This window comes from Salinicola sp. JS01 (assembly GCF_030284585.1).
Taxonomy (GTDB): domain Bacteria; phylum Pseudomonadota; class Gammaproteobacteria; order Pseudomonadales; family Halomonadaceae; genus Salinicola.
This window is the reverse complement of the sequence record NZ_CP127244.1, coordinates 1,361,193-1,378,020: the sequence shown is the minus strand read 5'-3', so window position 1 is coordinate 1,378,020 and position 16,828 is coordinate 1,361,193. Positions and strand designations below refer to the sequence as shown.

Annotated in this window: 13 protein-coding genes, 1 other RNA gene and 1 pseudogene; 2 read left to right on the top strand and 13 right to left on the bottom strand. The window is 68.9% G+C overall.

Annotated elements, in window-relative coordinates:
• Positions 1–87: 87 nt before the first annotated feature.
• The 13 genes from QO259_RS06280 to rsmI form a co-directional block, all read right to left on the bottom strand.
• On the bottom strand, positions 88–810 hold the full coding sequence (locus tag QO259_RS06280; RefSeq protein ID WP_207037356.1) for a cell division protein FtsQ/DivIB: 723 nt from the start codon (positions 808–810) through the stop codon (positions 88–90).
• 46 nt (positions 811–856) lie between these two features.
• The gene (gene murC, locus QO259_RS06275; protein ID WP_285952741.1) at positions 857–2,266 is read right to left on the bottom strand and encodes a UDP-N-acetylmuramate--L-alanine ligase; all 1,410 of its coding nucleotides are present in this window, start codon (positions 2,264–2,266) and stop codon (positions 857–859) included.
• A 34-nt stretch (positions 2,267–2,300) separates the two neighbouring features.
• Positions 2,301–3,386: an undecaprenyldiphospho-muramoylpentapeptide beta-N-acetylglucosaminyltransferase gene (gene murG, locus QO259_RS06270; RefSeq protein WP_285952205.1), complete on the bottom strand. Its 1,086-nt coding sequence runs from the start codon at positions 3,384–3,386 to the stop codon at positions 2,301–2,303.
• Positions 3,383–4,588, bottom strand: coding sequence for a putative lipid II flippase FtsW (gene ftsW / locus QO259_RS06265; RefSeq protein ID WP_285952204.1), 1,206 nt, complete (start codon positions 4,586–4,588; stop codon positions 3,383–3,385). The genes murG and ftsW overlap by 4 nt, the downstream gene beginning before the upstream one ends.
• Positions 4,582–5,961, bottom strand: coding sequence for a UDP-N-acetylmuramoyl-L-alanine--D-glutamate ligase (gene murD, locus QO259_RS06260; RefSeq protein ID WP_285952203.1), 1,380 nt, complete (start codon positions 5,959–5,961; stop codon positions 4,582–4,584). The genes ftsW and murD overlap by 7 nt, the downstream gene beginning before the upstream one ends.
• 4 nt (positions 5,962–5,965) lie before the next feature.
• A complete protein-coding gene (mraY, locus tag QO259_RS06255) occupies positions 5,966–7,048 on the bottom strand; it encodes a phospho-N-acetylmuramoyl-pentapeptide-transferase (protein WP_035473771.1) in 1,083 nt (360 codons plus the stop codon).
• 9 nt (positions 7,049–7,057) lie between these two features.
• Positions 7,058–8,425, bottom strand: a complete 1,368-nt coding sequence (locus QO259_RS06250) for a UDP-N-acetylmuramoyl-tripeptide--D-alanyl-D-alanine ligase (protein ID WP_285952202.1) — start codon at positions 8,423–8,425, stop codon at positions 7,058–7,060.
• Positions 8,422–9,957: a UDP-N-acetylmuramoyl-L-alanyl-D-glutamate--2,6-diaminopimelate ligase gene (locus QO259_RS06245; protein ID WP_285952201.1), complete on the bottom strand. Its 1,536-nt coding sequence runs from the start codon at positions 9,955–9,957 to the stop codon at positions 8,422–8,424. The genes QO259_RS06250 and QO259_RS06245 overlap by 4 nt, the downstream gene beginning before the upstream one ends.
• On the bottom strand, positions 9,954–11,675 hold the full coding sequence (locus QO259_RS06240; protein WP_285952200.1) for a peptidoglycan D,D-transpeptidase FtsI family protein: 1,722 nt from the start codon (positions 11,673–11,675) through the stop codon (positions 9,954–9,956). Before QO259_RS06240 ends, QO259_RS06245 begins: the two co-directional genes overlap by 4 nt.
• Entirely contained in the window at positions 11,672–12,001 is a 330-nt protein-coding gene (gene ftsL, locus QO259_RS06235) for a cell division protein FtsL (protein WP_207037349.1), read from the bottom strand. The genes QO259_RS06240 and ftsL overlap by 4 nt, the downstream gene beginning before the upstream one ends.
• Before the next feature lie 9 nt (positions 12,002–12,010).
• Positions 12,011–12,991 (bottom strand): 16S rRNA (cytosine(1402)-N(4))-methyltransferase RsmH, encoded by a 981-nt coding sequence (rsmH, locus tag QO259_RS06230; RefSeq protein WP_285952199.1) that lies wholly within the window; start codon positions 12,989–12,991, stop codon positions 12,011–12,013.
• Between the two features lie 33 nt (positions 12,992–13,024).
• An RNA gene (gene rnpB / locus QO259_RS06225) (RNase P RNA component class A) lies at positions 13,025–13,374 on the bottom strand.
• Positions 13,375–13,480: 106 nt separating this feature from the next.
• The gene (rsmI, locus tag QO259_RS06220; protein ID WP_207037347.1) at positions 13,481–14,338 is read right to left on the bottom strand and encodes a 16S rRNA (cytidine(1402)-2'-O)-methyltransferase; all 858 of its coding nucleotides are present in this window, start codon (positions 14,336–14,338) and stop codon (positions 13,481–13,483) included.
• 169 nt (positions 14,339–14,507) lie between these two features.
• Between rsmI and QO259_RS06215 the strand changes: the two are divergent.
• A pseudogene (locus tag QO259_RS06215) lies at positions 14,508–16,262 on the top strand (penicillin-binding protein activator); the annotation flags it as partial.
• Between the two features lie 183 nt (positions 16,263–16,445).
• Positions 16,446–16,814 (top strand): YraN family protein, encoded by a 369-nt coding sequence (locus tag QO259_RS06210; protein ID WP_285952740.1) that lies wholly within the window; start codon positions 16,446–16,448, stop codon positions 16,812–16,814.
• The last annotated feature ends 14 nt before the right edge of the window (positions 16,815–16,828 follow it).

The following is a 16,828-nucleotide window of genomic DNA, read 5'->3' as shown; positions in this document are numbered from 1 at the left end:
GCACCCCCGTCATGACGCCGGATGCAGTGGCCAGCGCGGCGCCCGGACCCGATGCGCAAAAGGCGCGTTCGCTGTCAGCACGCCACGTTAGTTGGCTGCGCTGCCGGTGTCGGTCTCTCCGTGCCAGGCCACCGCAACACCATTGGGATAACGCAGATCGATGTAGCGAATCTGCGACGCCTGAGCGCCCAACTGGCGCTGCCAGGCTGCAATGAAGCGCGCCAGCCGGGCATCCAGATCACTGCGCCCGAGAATCACCCAGACATTGTCGTTGACCTGGAAACGCCAGGCCCCACGCGCTTCGAGCCGCAGTTGGGTGACCTCGAGTCCGAGATCGGAGAGTGTGCGCCGCAGCGAGTCATAGTAAGCCAGCACCTCGCGCCCACTCCCCTCGGGGCCGCCGAGATCGGGCAGGCGCCGACCGAAATCGTCGATCGGCCCGGGCAGGAACGGCTGGCCACGGCTGTTGAGCAGCGCATCGTCATTCCAGCGCGCCACCGGGTCCTGCTCGTAGAGCTCGAAACGCAGCGCATTGGGCCACTCACGGGTGACCTTGACCTCGCGCAGCCACTGGATCTTGCGCGCCTGATCCCGCAGCTCCGGCAGATCGATGGAGAGCCAGGTGTGGCCGCGGATCAGCGGTGCCAGCTGCTGCTGCAGGTAACTGGCGCTGACATACTCCAGATCGCCGCTGATCGAGACCCGGGCGATCGGCTTGTCCAGCCACAGCCACAGCGCACGCCCACCGGCACCCAGCAGGACGAAGATCATCAGCACGCCGATCAGCGCACCGCGCGCATTGGCGTTCATCGCTGACGCCTCCGCACCAGGCTCGTCAGGTGGGTCGAGCTGTGGCTCAAAGCGTCACCTCGTCGAGATCGAGACCGCTACCGGCCAGCTTGAGCGCGATGCCACCGACGTCGCCTGCGCCCTGGGTGATCAGGATGTCGTCGGGACGCAACACATGGGAGAGCATATCGGGCAGCGCGGCCTTGTCCTCGACGAACATCGGGTCGACCAGACCGCGCTGGCGGATCGAACCGGCCAGCATCTTGCCTTCGGCACCAGGGATGGGCGCTTCGCCGGCGCTGTAGACATCCAGCAGCAGCAGCGTGTCGACTCCCGAGAGCACGCGCACGAAGTCTTCGTAGAGATCGCGGGTACGGCTATAGCGGTGCGGCTGGTAGACCATCACCAGACGGCGCTCCGGCCAGCCGGCGCGCACCGCGCGGATCACCATCTCGACTTCGCGCGGATGGTGGCCGTAGTCATCCACCAGCATCACCTCGCCACCCTGCTTGAGCGGATAGTGACCGTGCACTTGGAAGCGCCGGCCGACGCCGCCGAAGGAGGCCATGCCGGCGACGATATCGGCGTCGGCGACGCCGGCATCGGTGGCCACGGCGATTGCCGCCAGCGCGTTGAGCGCGTTGTGCGCCCCCGGCATCGCCAGCCGGATGCGCAGATCGGCATGCCCCTCGGGGCGCACCGCGACGAAGCCGATCTCCCCTGCCTCCTGCCAGAACTCGGTGACGCGAAAGTCGGCGTCCTCGCTGAAGCCATAGGTGACGAAGTGGCGCTGCACCCGCGGCAGCAGCTCACGCACGTTATCGTCATCGATGCACAGCACCGCGCGACCGTAGAACGGCAGGTTGTGCAGAAACTCGATGAAGGTGTTCTTCAAGCGCGAGAAGTCACCATCGTAGGTCGCCATGTGGTCGGCATCGATATTGGTGACGATGGCGGTCATCGGCTGCAGGTGCAGGAAGGACGCATCCGACTCGTCGGCTTCGGCGACCAGAAACTCGCCGGCGCCGAGGCGCGCGTTGGTGCCGGCGCTGGTCAGCTTGCCACCGATGACGAAGGTCGGGTCGAGCCCCGCCTCACCCAGCAGCGTCGACAGCAGACTGGTGGTGGTGGTCTTGCCATGGGTGCCGGCGACCGCGATGCCGTGGCGAAAGCGCATCAGCTCGGCCAGCATCTCGGCGCGCCGCACTACCGGCACGCGATGCTCCCGGGCCCAGGCGATCTCCGGGTTGCTGGCGTCCACCGCGGTGGAGACCACCACCACGTCGGCGCCCTCGGCGTTGACCTCGGCATGCCCGATCGCCACGCGAATGCCGCACTCACGCAGATGCTGGGTCACCGTCGACTCGCGCAGATCGCTGCCGCTGACGGTGTAGCCCTCGTTGGCCAGCACCTCGGCGATGCCACACATGCCGGCACCGCCGATGCCGACGAAATGGATCCCACGAATTCGCCGCATCCCCAGATGCGAACGAACCGGACGGCTCTCGATGCTATCGCTCACTTGCTACCTCCATGCAGCCCTCGAGCATGCGCTCGACGGCATCCAGATGAGCTACCCGACGCGCCTGGATCGCCATCTGGGCGAGCACCTCGGGGCGCAGCAGCGCGTCGAGCGCCTGCGTCAGCCGCTGCGGCGTCAACTCGCTCTGCTGTATCAATTCAGCGCCACCGGCCGCGACCAGATGGCGCGCATTGTGGGTCTGGTGATCGTCCACCGCGTGGGGGAACGGCACCAGTAGCGACGGCTTGGCCGCCGCGCTCAGTTCGGCGATCGTCAGCGCGCCGGCGCGACAGACGATCAGATCGGCCCAGGCGTAGGCCGCGGCCATGTCATCGATGAAGTCACTCACCTCGGCGGCCACCCCAGCCTCGCGGTAACGCACCTGGGTCGCGGACTCCTTGTCACGGCCGGCCTGGTGACGCACCGCCGGGCGGGCTTCGGCGGGTAGCGCCGCCAGCGCCTCGGGCAGGCGCTCGTTGAGCGCCTGCGCGCCCAGCGAGCCGCCCAGCACCAGCAGCCGTAGCGGACGCTCGGTCATCCCGCTCGCCGCCCGTGGCGACTCGCCCAGATGTGCGATCTCTTCGCGTACCGGATTGCCCACCACCTCGGCACGCGCAGCCGGGAAGGCCCCGGGGAAGGCGGCGTAGGTGCGCGTCGCCAGGCGTGCCAGGGCGCGATTGGTCAGTCCGGCGATGGCATTCTGCTCATGCACCAGCAGCGGCTTACCGCAGAGCCGTGCGGCGAGCCCGCCGGGACCGCTGGCGAATCCGCCCAGCCCGATCACCAGCTGCGGGTCGAAGCGCTGGATCACGCGGCGCGCCTGCGCCACGGCGCGGCTCAACCGCCACGGGATCGCCAACCAGCCGGCCAGACCGTTACCGCGCAGGCCAGCCACGTCGATCTGGTGCAACACCAGCCCGGCCGCCGGCACCAGCCGATTCTCGATCCCCCGTGGGCTGCCCAGCCACTCCACCGTGACGCCGCGCTGGACCAGCGCCCGCGCCAGCGACAGCGCCGGCACCACGTGGCCACCGGTCCCCCCGGCCATGATCAGGACGCGCTCGAGTTGGCTCATGTCTCGCTCCCCTGCGACTGCCGCGCCGCGGATTCCGACGATGCCTCCTGCGCCGCCGCAGCAGCACGCCGCTGGCCGCGGCGGACCTCGGCGTCGACCCGGAACAGCATCGCCACCATGATGCCGCTGACGATCAGGCTCGAGCCGCCGTAGCTCAACAGCGGCAGCGTCAGCCCCTTGGTCGGCAGCATGCCCGAACTCACCGAGATGTTGATGAAGGCCTGGGCACCGATCACCAGCGCAATGCCGTAGCACAGGTAAGCGGCGAACGGCATCCGCGCCAGCTCCGCCTTGCGGCCGATGCGAAAGGCGCGGAACACCAGCAGGGCGAACAGCAGGATCACCCCCACCGCCCCGAATAGGCCCAGCTCCTCGGCCAGCACCGCGAATACGAAGTCGGTGTGCGCCTCGGGCAGATAAAAGAGCTTCTGCACGCTATTGCCCAGCCCCAGACCCAACCAGTGTCCACGCCCGAAGGCGATCAGCGCCTGGGTCAGCTGATAGCCGGTGTTGTACTGATCCGCCCAGGGGTTGGCGAAGCTGGTGATACGCTGCAGGCGATAGGGTTCGGCCACGGCCAGCATCACCGCGCCCGAGCCGACCACGATCAGGATCAGCAGAAAGCGCCACAGCGGCGCCCCCGAGAGCAGCAGCATGCCCATCACGCAGCCGGTCATTACCACCACGGCGCCGTAGTCCGGCTCCAGAATCAGCAGAAAGCCGATCAAAGCCATCACTGCCAGCGGCCGCATGAAGGCGCCCCAGGTGCGGCGCACCTCGGGCAAAAAGCGCTCGAGATAGCCGGCGACGTAGACGATCATGAACAGCTTGGCGACCTCGGAGGCCTGGACGTTGACGATGCCCAGCGGAATCCAGCGCCGGCTGCCGTTGATCTCGCGCCCCACCAGCAGTACCAGCACCAGCAGCACCAGCCCCAGGATCAGCAGCATCGGCCCCTTCTCGCGCCACCACCACAGCGGTAGACGCACCGCCAGCAGCCCAACCCCGATCGCCGCGAGCACGAAGATGCCGTGGCGAATGCTGAAGTAGTAAGGGTTGCCGGTGAGACTGGCGGCGATCTCGGTGGAGGCCGAGGTGACCATGACCCAACCGATCAGCATCAGCGCCAATGCCGACAGCAGCAACCAGCCATCGAAGGATTGATGGCGGGTGGTGAAGCGTTGTTCCAACCCTTTCAGCATGTGGCTTCCTGCCCTTGCGCCAGAATCTCGCGGAACGCCGCGCCGCGCGCCAGATAGTTGGGGAACTGATCGAGACTGGCGCAGGCCGGCGACAGCAGCACGCAATCGCCGGGCTCGGCGATGGCCGCGGCCCGACGCATCGCCTCGGCCAGGGTCTCGACCCGGGTCACCGGCAGGTGCCCCGCCAGCGCCGCGGCCAGGCGCTCGGCATCCTGGCCAAAGACCACCGCCTCGCGGGCGTGGCGCGCCAGCGGCGGTGCCAGCGGGGTGAAATCGGCGCCCTTGCCGACACCCCCGCCGAGCCACACCAGACGCCCGGCGAGCCCTTCGCCGACGCCGGCGATGGCGGCCAGGGTCGCGCCCACGTTGGTACCCTTGGAGTCGTTGATCCAGCGCACACCGTGGCGCTCGACCACCACCTCGCCGCGATGAGGCAGCCCGGCGAAACGCGTCAGTACCCGACGCATCGCCGCCCACGGCAGGCCCATCGCCTCACCGATGGCCGCCGCCGCCAGGGCGTTGGCCTGGTTGTGGCGCCCCGCCATGGCCAGCTCGGAGACCGGCATCAGCCCCTCGGTGCCGCGACACAGCCAGGGCGTGTCGGCACCGGCAGGCACCGCCACTCCCCACTCGTCGGCGCCGCCGGGCGCGGCCCGGGTGAAGCGCACGCAGGGCAGCCGGGGGTCGTCGGGCCAGGTGGCACGGTCTTCGGCATTGACCACCGCGCGCTCGGCGCCGCGGAAGATACGCGCCTTGGCGGCGCGGTAGCCGGCCATGTCGCCATGACGGTCGAGATGATCCTCGGAGAGATTGAGGAAAGCCGCACAGGCCGCATCCAGCGTCTCCAGGCTTTCAAGCTGAAAACTCGACAGCTCGAGCACGAACCAGGCCGCCTCGGGCCGGTCGAGCAGCAGATCCAGCGCCGCCTCGCCGAGGTTGCCGCCCACGGCGACGTCGAGCCCCGCCTCCTGCGCCATCTCGCCCACCAGCGTGGTCACCGTGGACTTGGCGTTGGAGCCAGTGATCGCCACCAGCGGTGCCTGACAGTAGCGCCGGAACAGCCCGATCTCACCCACCAGCTTGTGCCGATAGGGCGCAAGACCGGCGCCAACGGTATCCACCCCCGGGCTCACTGCGATCTCGCTGAAGGCGTCCAGATCCAGCGTCTCGAGGGCGCCCAGGTGCAGCGACACCTCGGGGAAGTCGGCGCGGAAGGCTTCCAGGCCCGGCGGCGCGCTGCGCGTATCCGCCATGACGAAGGCTTCGCCCCGCGCGCGCAGAAAGCGCGCGATGGCGCGCCCGGAGATACCCAGGCCCACCACCAGACGCGGGCCGGCCGGCAGGTCGTTGGCACGCTGCGATATCGAGCTCATGGGATCAGCGCAGCTTGAGTGTCGCCAGCCCCAGCAGGACCAGCATCACGGTGACGATCCAGAAACGCACGATGACGCGCGGTTCGGGCCACCCCTTGAGTTCGAAATGGTGATGCAGCGGCGCCATGCGGAAAATGCGCCGCCCGGTCAGCTTGTAGGAGCCCACCTGCAGGATCACCGAGACTGTTTCCATCACGAATACCCCGCCCATGATGAACAGCACGATCTCCTGGCGCACGATCACCGCGACCACGCCCAGCGCGGCACCCAGTGCCAGGGCGCCCACATCCCCCATGAACACCTGGGCCGGATAGGTGTTGAACCACAGAAAGCCGAGACCGGCCCCGGCGATGGTGCCGCAGAAGACCGCCAGCTCGCCGGCCCCGGGCACTTCGGGAATGTGCAGATAGTTGGCGAATACCGCATTGCCGCTGGCGTAGGCGAACACCGCCAGCCCCATCGATACCAGCACGGTGGGCATGATCGCCAGCCCGTCGAGCCCGTCGGTCAGGTTGACCGCATTGGAGCTACCGACGATGACCAGATAGCTGAGCACCACGAAGAAGCCGCCGAGGGGAATCACCACATCCTTGAATAGCGGCACGATCAGGCTGATCTCGACCGGGCTGGCGGCAGTGAAGTAGAGCACCAGCGCCGCGCCGAGGCCGATCACCGACTGCCAGAAGTACTTCCAGCGTGCCGGCAGGCCGCGCGGATTCTTCTCCACCACCTTGCGGAAGTCATCGACCCAGCCGATCGCGCCGAAGCCCAGCGTGACCGCCAGTACCAGCCACACGTAATGGTTGGTCAGATCGCCCCACAGCAGCGTGCTCACGGCGATCGAGATCAGGATCAGCGCGCCACCCATGGTCGGGGTGCCGGCCTTGGAAAGGTGCGATTGGGGGCCGTCGTCGCGTACCGCCTGACCGATCTGGCGCTCGACCAGGCGCTTGATCATCTGCGGCCCCATCCACAGGCTCAGAAAGAGCGCCGTCAGCGTCCCCAAGATGATGCGCAGGGTGAGATATCCGAAGACGTTGAAGGCACTTTGAAAATGCGTCAGCAGTTCAGCCAGAAAAAGCAGCATGAGTCCGATTCACCTTGAGGCGTCGTCACGCAGCGCGGCCACGAGTCGTTCCATGCCGGCACTGCGCGATCCCTTGACCAGTACGCTGGCGTGGGAAGGCAACTGATCACGGGCGAAGCGCTCGAGCGCCGCCCAGTCGTCGAAATGGTGGCCTTCGTCACCGAAGGCCTCGGCTGCGGCACGTGCGGGTTCGCCGAACGTGCCCAGACAATCGATACCGAGATCGCGCGCGGTGCGCCCCACCTCGGCGTGCAGCGCGGCCGACTCAGCGCCCATCTCCCCCATCGCGCCGAGGAAGCACCAGCGCGGTGCCGGCAGGGTCGCCAGGGTCTCCAGCGCGGCGCGCATGGCGCCGGGGTTGGCGTTGTAGCTGTCGTCGATCAGGCGGCTGCCGCGCACGCCCGCCACCACCTGCATGCGCCCGCTCATCGCAGTGGTGGCGACGAGCCCGGCGACGATCTCGTCCGGTGCGAACCCCAGCGCATGGGCCGCTGCCGCGGCTACCAGCGCATTGCGCACGTTGTGACGCCCGATCAGCGCCAGCTTCACCGTCAGCGACGGGGCGTCCGGCAGCGAGAGCGTGAAAGCATACCGCCCGGCGTCATCACAGACCAGATCGTGGGCGGTGACGGCGGCCGGGGCGTCGATGGCGATGTCGAGCACGCGAGCGCTACCCGCCAGCGTCCGCCATACCGGGAAATAGTGCTGCTGGCGGTCGAGCACGGCGACGCCTTCGCTGCCCAGGCCGGCGAGAATCTCACCCTTGGCCTGGGCGATCTGCCCCATCCCGCCGAACTCGCCCACATGGGCGCCGGTGACATTGGTGATGATCGCCACCTGCGGCCGGGCCAGCGCCGTGGTCCAGGCGATCTCACCGAGATGGTTGGCACCCAGTTCCACCGCGGCGTAGCGATGATTCGCGCGCAGCCCCAGCAGGGTCAGCGGCGCGCCGATGTCATTGTTGAGATTGCCGCGGGTGGCCAGGGTCGGGGCGCGTCGGGAGAGAATCGCTGCGAGCAGCTCCTTGACCGTGGTCTTGCCGCTGTTGCCGGTGACCGCCACCAGCTCGCCCGCCCAGGACAGACGGTGCGCGCGCGCCAGCAGACCCAGCGCCAGGCGAGTATCCGGCACCACGATCTGCGCCAGTGGGTCGGCCACCGGGTGGGCGACCACCGCCCCCACCGCACCACGCTCGCGCGCCGTAGCGAGGAAGTCGTGCGCATCGAAGCGCTCGCCCTTGAGCGCCACCAGCAGGTCCCCCGGGGCCAGCGCGCGGGTGTCGGTGACGATGCGTTCGACCATGCGATCTGCGGCGCCATCCGGGGCCACCCCGGGCGCTCCCAGGGTCGCGGCGATGGCATTCAGGCTCAGGTTCACGCCTGCGCCTCCCACAGCGCGCACGCCGCCCGCGCCTGTTCGAGATCGTCGAACGGATGGCGCACCCCGGCGATCTCCTGATAATCCTCGTGCCCCTTGCCGGCGATCAGCACGATGTCGTGGGGCCCGGCCTCGGCGATCACCCGCCGGATCGCCTCTCCGCGGCCATCGATCGACCACGCCTTGGCCGCCGCCGCGGGCGACAGGCCGGCGACGATCTCGCCGCGAATGGTCGCCGGGTTCTCGCTACGCGGGTTGTCGTCGGTCACCACCAGCCGGTCGGCGTGGCGCTCGGCGACCGCCGCCATCAGCGGGCGCTTGCCGCTGTCACGGTCGCCGCCGCAGCCGAACACGCACCACAGCTGGCTGTCCGCCTGGGCCGGCAGATGCTCACGCAGCGCGGTCAGAGCATTGTCCAGCGCATCCGGGGTGTGGGCGTAGTCGATCACCACGCTGGGTATTTCACTGTCAGGGTCGCGTGGCAGGCGCTGCATGCGCCCGGGGACCGGCGACAGCGACTGTGCCGCCGTCCACAGCGCCGCCAGCGGCACGCCCAGGCCATAGAGCGTGGCCATCGCCAGCAGCGCATTGTCGAGATTGAAGCGCCCCATCAGCGGCAGTTCGAGCAGGTGCTCGTCCTCCGGCGAGGCGACCACGGCGTGGAGCCCCTGCGGCAGCGTCTCGCAGCCGGCCACGCGCAGCGTGGTCGCCTCGGCCGTGCCGGTCGCCAACACGCGCACGCCGGGGGCCAGCCCCGCCAGCATCAGCCGCGTCAGCGGATCGTCGGCGTTGACCACCGCCAGCCGCAGCCCCTCGCGGCGGAACAGCTTGGCCTTGGCCGCGGCGTAGGCGGCCATGCTGCCGTGATAGTCGAGATGATCACGACTCAGATTGGTGAAGACCGCGACCGCAATCGGGGTATCGCCGAGACGCTCCTGGGCCAAGGCGTGGGAGGAGACCTCCATGGCCACGCTCTCGACCCCCTCGCTGGCGAGCTCGCCCAGCATCTGCTGCAGTTCGAGCGGCCCCGGCGTGGTCTGACGCGCCGCCTTGAGCCGCTGCGGGCGGCCATAGCCGAGCGTGCCGATCACCGCTGCCGGGCGCCCCACGGCCTCCAGCAGGGTGGCAATATAGTGGGTGACCGAACTCTTGCCGTTGGTGCCGGTGACGCCGATCAGCGTCAGGCTATCGGGCACCGCGAACAGCTGACGGCCGAATTCGGACTGCCGCTCGGTGAGTCCCGGCAGCGCCAGCACGCGGGCATCCTCCCGCCACGCAGCATCCAGCCCGTCGGCCTCGGCCAACACCAGCGCCGCGCCCTGCTTAAGCGCCGCGGCGATGAACTCGCGCCCGTCGCGTGCCACCCCGGGCAGCGCGACGAACAGCTCGCCGTCGCTCACCCCGCGGCTGTCGAGCGCCAGCGCCACGCTGTCGGCCTCGGCCAGACGTCGGCGCAGGGGCGCTAGATCGGCCTTTGGCCACAGCGTCTCGAGCGCATCGATCAGACGCGAGACTTCGACTTCGAGCGTCATGGTGCCGTCTCCTCTTCGGGCTGGTCCGGCGGTACGTCGAGCAGGCGCAGGGCGCTGCCGACCACACGGCTGAACACCGGTGCGGCAACCAGCCCGCCGTAATAGTCGCCCTTCTTGGGATTGTCGATCATCACCACGGTGACGATGCGCGGATTGGTGGCCGGAGCGATACCGGCGAACAGCCCACGGTAGGCGGTCTTCTGATAGCCGGTACTGGTGACCTTGCGCACCGTACCGGTCTTGCCCGCGATCTGATAGCCGGGAACCATCGCCAGGTGCCCGCCGGCATTGGGCTTGACGATCTGCTCCATCATCTCGAGCAGCTCATGCGCCACCTTGGGAGTCATCACCTGGTCGCTCTCCGGCTTGCCGCTGAGCTTGAGCAGCGAGGGATGCAGACGCTTGCCGTCATTGGCGATCGCGGTGTAGGCGCTGGCCAGCTGCAGCGGCGTGACCGCGATGCCGTAGCCGTAGGCCATCGCCGCCTGGGCGCTGCGCGGCAGATTGGTCAGCGACGGCAGGCTGCCGCTGTTCTCGCCCGGGAAGCCGGTGCCCGGCGACTGCCCCAGACCGAGCTGGCGATAGCGATTCCAGATGGTGTCCTTGGGCAGCGACAGCGCGATGTGCGCCATGCCGATGTTGGAAGAGTGCAGCAGAATACCCGCCGGCGTGAGCTTGCCGTAATTGCGGAAGTCGCGAATGGTGTAGCCGTCCACCACCATCCAGCCGGGCGAGGTATCGATGACACTCTGCGGGGTGTACTCGCCGGAGGCCAGCGCCGCCGACATGGCCAGCGGCTTCATCACCGAGCCCGGCTCGATGGCATCGGTGATCGCCTGGTTGCGCAGTCCGCGCACGTCGACGTCGGAGCGGTTGTTGGGGTTGTAGGAAGGCAGGTTGGCCATCGCCAGCACCTCGCCGGTGTGGGCATCGAGCATCACCAGCGAACCACCGTCGGCATCGTTCTCGCGCACCCCGGCCGCCAGCTCGCGGTAGGCCATGTACTGCAGGCGCAGGTCGATCGACAGCTTGAGGTCACCGCCGGGCCGGGCATCCTTGATCAGGTGCAGATCGCGAACCAGCCGTCCCTTGCGGTCCTGCAGCACTCGCCGCTTGCCCGGCTCGCCGGTCAGATAGCGGTTGTAGGCGAGTTCGAGCCCCTCCTGGCCGCGGTCGTCGACATTGGTGACCCCGACCAGTTGCGCCGCCACCTCACCCGCCGGGTAGTAGCGTTTGTACTCGTCGCGCGCGTAGACCCCGGGCATCTGCAGGTCGATCGCCGGCTGCGCCTGCGCCGGGGTGAGCTGACGCCGCAGATACATGAACTCCTTCTGGGCGTAGCGGCCGACGCGATCGCGCAGCTCCTGCGGATCGAGCTTGAGCGCCTGGGCCAGCAGGGTGAGCTGGATCGGGTCCGTGGGCAGCTCCTGCGGGTTGGCCCACAGCGTGACCACCGGCGTCGAGATCGCCAGCGGATCGCCGTTGCGATCGCTGATCATGCCGCGGTGGGCACCGATCGACTCCACCCGCAGGGTGCGTGCATCACCCTGGTTCTGCAGGAAGCTGCGGTCGATCACCTGCAAATAGACCACCCGCCCGACCAGTGCGGCGAGTGCAACCAGAATGACGCCCAGCATGAACCAGTAGCGCCCGCCCCCCAGCGGCGCACCGGGGGCACGCGACTTGGGTGTGGCGGTGCGTCGGCGCGTGGCGCTCATGGGGTAATGACCTTGACGTCACCCACGCTCGGCACGCGCATGTCCAGGCGCTTGCTGGCGAGCGCCTCGATACGCGCCGGCGACGACCAGGTGCTCTCCTCCAGCAGCAGGCGCCCCCACTCGGTCTGCAGCGCATCGCGCTGGTTCTCGAGCTTCTGCAGCCGGGCGTATTGCAGCCGGGTGAGGTGGGACGTGCTGATGATCGCCAGCGCGCTGGCGAGGAGAGCGACGATGAGCAGGATCAGGATGATCGAACGGGTACCCGTACGGCGGGCGAATGGCCAGTCCCCAAAGAGAGGGGGCCTGCGTCTTCCTTGAACGGCCATGGAGCTCCTTTACGCCAACTTCTCGGCGATGCGCATCACCGCGCTGCGCGCACGGGGGTTGCCATCGACTTCGCGCTCGCCGGGGCGCATTGCCTTGCCCACCGGCTTGAGCCGCTTGTTGAGCTGATCCTCGCGTATCGGCATGCCGCGGGGCAAGTGGGTGTCGCCGCGGGCCTGATCGCGAATGAAGCGCTTGACCAGCCGATCCTCGAGCGAATGAAAACTGATCACCACCAGGCGCCCGCCCGGGGCGAGGGTCTCCAGCGCCGCGCTCAGCGCGCGCTCGAGCTGGCCCAGCTCATCGTTGAGATGAATGCGGATCGCCTGGAACACCCGGGTCGCCGGATGCTTGCCCTTCTCCCAGGCAGGGTGCGCGGCCTTGACGATCTCGGCCAGCTGCTGGGTGCGCGTGATCGGGGCTTCGCGCCGCGCCGCGACGATGGCCCGCGCGATACGCTTGGCGAAGCGCTCCTCGCCGTAGGTCTTGAACACCCGCGCCATCTCCTGCTCGTCGCTGTGCGCGATCCAGGCCGCGGCACCGACCCCGGAGTCGGGGTCCATGCGCATGTCCAGGGGGCCATCACGCAGGAAGCTGAAGCCACGCTCGGGGTCGTCGAGCTGCGGCGAGGAGACACCGACGTCGAGCAGCACGCCATCGAGCCGGCCGGCCAGCCCTGCGGCTGCGGCATGCCGATCCAGCTCGGCGAAGACCCCGGGGCAGATCTCGAAGCGCGGGTCGGTGATCGCCGCGGCCGCGGCCAGCGCGGCGGGGTCACGGTCGATCGCCAGCAGCCGCCCTTCTGGGGCCAGGCGCTCGAGAATCGCGCGTGAGTGGCCGCCGCGCCCGAAGGTACCGTCCAGGTAGCAACCGTGCGGCGAGCGCACCAGCGCATCAACGGCGCCATCGAGCAGCACACTGGTGTGGCGGTAGTCCGGCGAGCCGGCCGCGCCATCGTCGGGTGCCTGTGGAGCCTTGTCGCGGTGCAGCATGCGGATCTCGGTATTCGAACGGCGGAGAAAAGAGGTGGGAGTCGGCCGATAAGCCGGGTTCTGTCGAGGACAGTCATTCATCTAGGAGGCACGTCGCCATGCCTCTCGAGCAACCTACCCGGATCCAGCGCGGGCCGCGCCGAAGGATCCCTATTTGGTCTTGCTCCAGGTGGGGTTTACCGTGCCACGCACTGTTACCAGGCGCGCGGTGCGCTCTTACCGCACCCTTTCACCCTTACCGGCCGCCGAAGCGGCTTAGGCGGTCTACTCTCTGCTGCACTGGCCGTCGGCTTGCGCCGCCCAGGCGTTACCTGGCACCTCGCCCTATGGAGCCCGGACTTTCCTCCCCCGGATCAACCGGCGGCGACTGTCTGGCCAACTCCCAAGCGCGCAAGAATAGCAGCACCCCCTGCCCCTCTCAACAGTGGGCTTGAACCATCGATCCGCAGCGCAAAACCTGTCGCCGAACGACGACGCACCAAGCGACTCTCAATCTGCATCGGACTGCTGCGCCAGGGCCAACTGATACCACTGCTTGCGCCGCCCACCGAGCACCTTGGTCGCCACCGCCGCCGCACTCTTGACGCCGACGCCTTCGGCCAGCATCGCGGCGATCAGCGCCTCGCCCTCAGCGGTGTCCGTAGCGCGCCCGGCGGGCTCGGCCCCGGCCACCATGACCACGAATTCGCCGCGGGTCTGGTCCGGGTCCGCCGCCATGCGCGCCAGCAGCTCCTCGGGCGTACCCTCGAGCAGCGTCTCGAAGGTCTTGGTCAGCTCCCGCGCCAGCACCACCCGACGCGCGCCCAGTGTCGCTTCCAGGTCGGCGAGCAGATCGCGAATCCGGTGCGGAGACTCATAGAAGACGCGCGTCTCGGTGCGCTCGGCATCCGCTTCCAGCTGGCGCCGGCGCGCCGCCGACTTGGCTGGCAGAAAACCCTCGAACAGGAAGCGGTCGGTGGGCAACCCGGCCACGCTGAGCGCGGCCACCAGCGCGCAGGCGCCGGGCACCGGCACCACCCGGAAACCGCTGCGCCGCAGCTCGCGCACCAGCACGAATCCGGGATCGGAGATCAGCGGCGTGCCGGCATCGCTGACCAGCGCCAGCCGCTCGCCCGCCGCCAGCCGCTCGCGCAGCCACTCGGCGCGAGCGGCCTCGTTGTGCTCGTGCAGCGAGACCAGCGGGCGCTCGATCCCCAGGTGGCGCAGCAGGCGCTGGGTATGCCGGGTATCCTCCGCGGCGATCCGGTCGACCTCGCCCAGCACCCGCGCGGCGCGGGCGCTCAGGTCCTCGAGATTCCCAATCGGCGTGGCGACCACGTACAATACGCCTTCATTTGTCTCGCTCATTCGGTAACATCCGGGTTGCGGTGCATGGGAAAATCCGACGCCGCGAGCGCCCCGCCTTCATCGCGAGGGCTCGGCAGCGAGAGTTCAGGGAGTCGTTCCGACGGCCGCCGCCGCTGGCCGGCAGTCACCAGCGGGACGAGGGAACCGAGACCGGCCGCCGTCACCGCCAATGGGGCGCGACAGCGCACGGCCTCTCAAATACGGAAAAGGGACAGACACTATGCGTTACGCCCTGCGGCGACTTCTCCTGCCGGCGATGGCAGCCTTGATCCTGGCCGGCTGCGCCGGACCCGGCATGATGCCGGGCAGCAGCGGCCCCGACGCGCAGACGCTGCTCGACCAGGCCCGCAGCCAGAGCGGCCAGCAGGCCGCGGCCTCGCGCGTGCAGGCGGCGGAGATTCTAGCACGCCAGGGGGATACTCGGCAGGCACTCGAGATCGTGAGCCAGGTCGACGGCAGCCAGCTCGACCCCGCCCTGCGCGTGCGCTGGGGGCTGGTGATGTCGGACGCCGGCCTTGCCGAGAAGGATGGCTGGAGCGTGGTCCGTGCCACCGACATCCTCGACAGCGGCATCGCCATCCCCAGCGCCGACGCCCAGACGCTGCGCCATCGCCGCGGCATCGCGCTCGACATGATCGGCGAGCCGGAGGCCGCAGCCGACCTGCTCATCGGCCTGCAGCGCGACAACGCGCCGTATGAGCTCAACGACGAGATCTGGAAACCGCTGTCACGCCTGAGCCCCGCCGGTCTCGACAAACTCGCCGCCAGCAGCAACGACACGCTCACCCAGGGCTGGGTGGCCTTGGCACGCCTCTACCGCAGCGCGAGCGGCGATGTCGCGGGCCTGTTCGACCGCCTCGACCAGTGGCGCAGCCGCTATCCCGATCATCCGGCCAATCGCCGCCTGCCGCAGGAGCTCAGCGCCCTGCATCAGGTCGAGGGTCGCGAGATCGACCGCGTCGCCGTGCTGCTGCCCGAGAGCGGCCCACTGGCCAATGTCGCCAAGGCGATCCGCCAGGGCATGCAGGCGCGCCTCGACGACGCCCGCGCCCAGGGCGAGAAGGTACCCGCGCTCACTTTCATCGACTCGAGTCAGCAGGATATCGATGCGCTTTACGCCCAGGCCACGCTCGGTGGCGCCCAGGCGGTGATCGGGCCGCTGAGCAAGGACAAGGTCAATCAGCTGGAGACACGCGCCAGCGTGCCGCTGCCGACCCTGGCCCTGAACTACGGCGAGCACGCGCGCAATCAGGCCTCGGGGCTGTTCCAGTACGGCCTCTCCGCCGAGGACGAAGCGCGCCAGGTGGCCCAGCGCGCCTACCTCGACGGCCGCCGCCGCGCCGGGATCCTGATCCCCGACAACGAGTGGGGCTCACGGGTACTGGCGGCGTTCCGCGACCGCTGGCAGCGCGACGGCGGCGAGATCGCCTCGGTGGTCAGCTACGACCCCTCGGGCTCGGTTACCCAGGCTGTCAGCCAGATGCTCAAGAACGGCCCGTCGAAACCGGACATGCTGTTCCTGCTCGCGCTGCCCAGCTACGCCCGCCAGGTGCCGCCGACGCTCGACTTCTACTACGCCAGCAAGCTGCCGGTCTACGCCACTTCGCAAGTCTACGAAGGCACGCCGCAGCCGCGCGCCGACCACGACCTCAACGATGTCCAGTTCGTCGATCTGCCGTGGATGATCCCCGATGCCGCCGCCGGCGGGGTCGACGCCCTGCCCTACGCCACCACCTATCGTCAACTGGCGACCCAGGACGACCCCGGCCTGCTCAAGCTCAACGCCATGGGCGTGGACGCGCTGGAGCTGGCGCGCCGCCTGCCGCTGCTGCAAGCTCTGCCCAGCACTCAGGTATACGGCGCCACCGGCAACCTGCAGGCGCGTGACGATGGGCGCATCCAACGCACCCTGCCCTGGGCGGTGTTCCAGGCCGGCGTACCCCAGCCGTTGCTCGCCCCCCCGGTGCAACACTGGGCGCCAGCGAAAGCCAGCCCACGCCGAACGGCGACAGCGGTAGCACCTCGAGCGCCGTCACCCCGAATGGCACCAACGCCGGCAGTGATGTACCCGGTGACCCGCTCGGCCCGGCCGCGGACAACACAAGCGATGCCGCGGCAGACTGACGCGCGCGCCCGCGGGCAGGCGGTGGAACAAGCCGCCGCCCGCTGGCTGAGCAACCAAGGCCTGACGCTGGTGGCCAGCAACCAGCATGCCAAGGGCGGCGAGATCGACCTGGTGATGCGCGACGGCGACACCCTGGTGTTCGTCGAGGTGCGCCACCGCCGGCGGACCGACCACGGCCACCCGCTGGAGACGATCACCGCCACCAAGCAGCGCCGCCTCGTCCGCGCGGCGCGTTTTTATCTCCAGGCACAGCGGCTATCATGTCCGTGCCGCTTCGACGTCGTCGGCGTCACCGGCAGCCAGCCCGATCTCGAATTCGACTGGGTTCGTGCCGCATTCGACGCATATTAACCGTCCAATAGGCG

Bases quoted from the DNA above. Each gene is read 5' to 3' on its own strand.
- QO259_RS06280 (WP_207037356.1), bottom strand. From the start codon at position 810: ATGAACGCCAATGCGCGCGGTGCGCTGATCGGCGTGCTGATGATCTTC.
- murC (WP_285952741.1), bottom strand. From the start codon at position 2,266: ATGCGGCGAATTCGTGGGATCCATTTCGTCGGCATCGGCGGTGCCGGC.
- murG (WP_285952205.1), bottom strand. From the start codon at position 3,386: ATGAGCCAACTCGAGCGCGTCCTGATCATGGCCGGGGGGACCGGTGGC.
- ftsW (WP_285952204.1), bottom strand. From the start codon at position 4,588: ATGCTGAAAGGGTTGGAACAACGCTTCACCACCCGCCATCAATCCTTC.
- murD (WP_285952203.1), bottom strand. From the start codon at position 5,961: ATGAGCTCGATATCGCAGCGTGCCAACGACCTGCCGGCCGGCCCGCGT.
- mraY (WP_035473771.1), bottom strand. From the start codon at position 7,048: ATGCTGCTTTTTCTGGCTGAACTGCTGACGCATTTTCAAAGTGCCTTC.
- QO259_RS06245 (WP_285952201.1), bottom strand. From the start codon at position 9,957: ATGACGCTCGAAGTCGAAGTCTCGCGTCTGATCGATGCGCTCGAGACG.
- QO259_RS06240 (WP_285952200.1), bottom strand. From the start codon at position 11,675: ATGAGCGCCACGCGCCGACGCACCGCCACACCCAAGTCGCGTGCCCCC.
- ftsL (WP_207037349.1), bottom strand. From the start codon at position 12,001: ATGGCCGTTCAAGGAAGACGCAGGCCCCCTCTCTTTGGGGACTGGCCA.
- rsmH (WP_285952199.1), bottom strand. From the start codon at position 12,991: ATGCTGCACCGCGACAAGGCTCCACAGGCACCCGACGATGGCGCGGCC.
- rsmI (WP_207037347.1), bottom strand. From the start codon at position 14,338: ATGAGCGAGACAAATGAAGGCGTATTGTACGTGGTCGCCACGCCGATT.
- QO259_RS06210 (WP_285952740.1), top strand. From the start codon at position 16,446: ATGCCGCGGCAGACTGACGCGCGCGCCCGCGGGCAGGCGGTGGAACAA.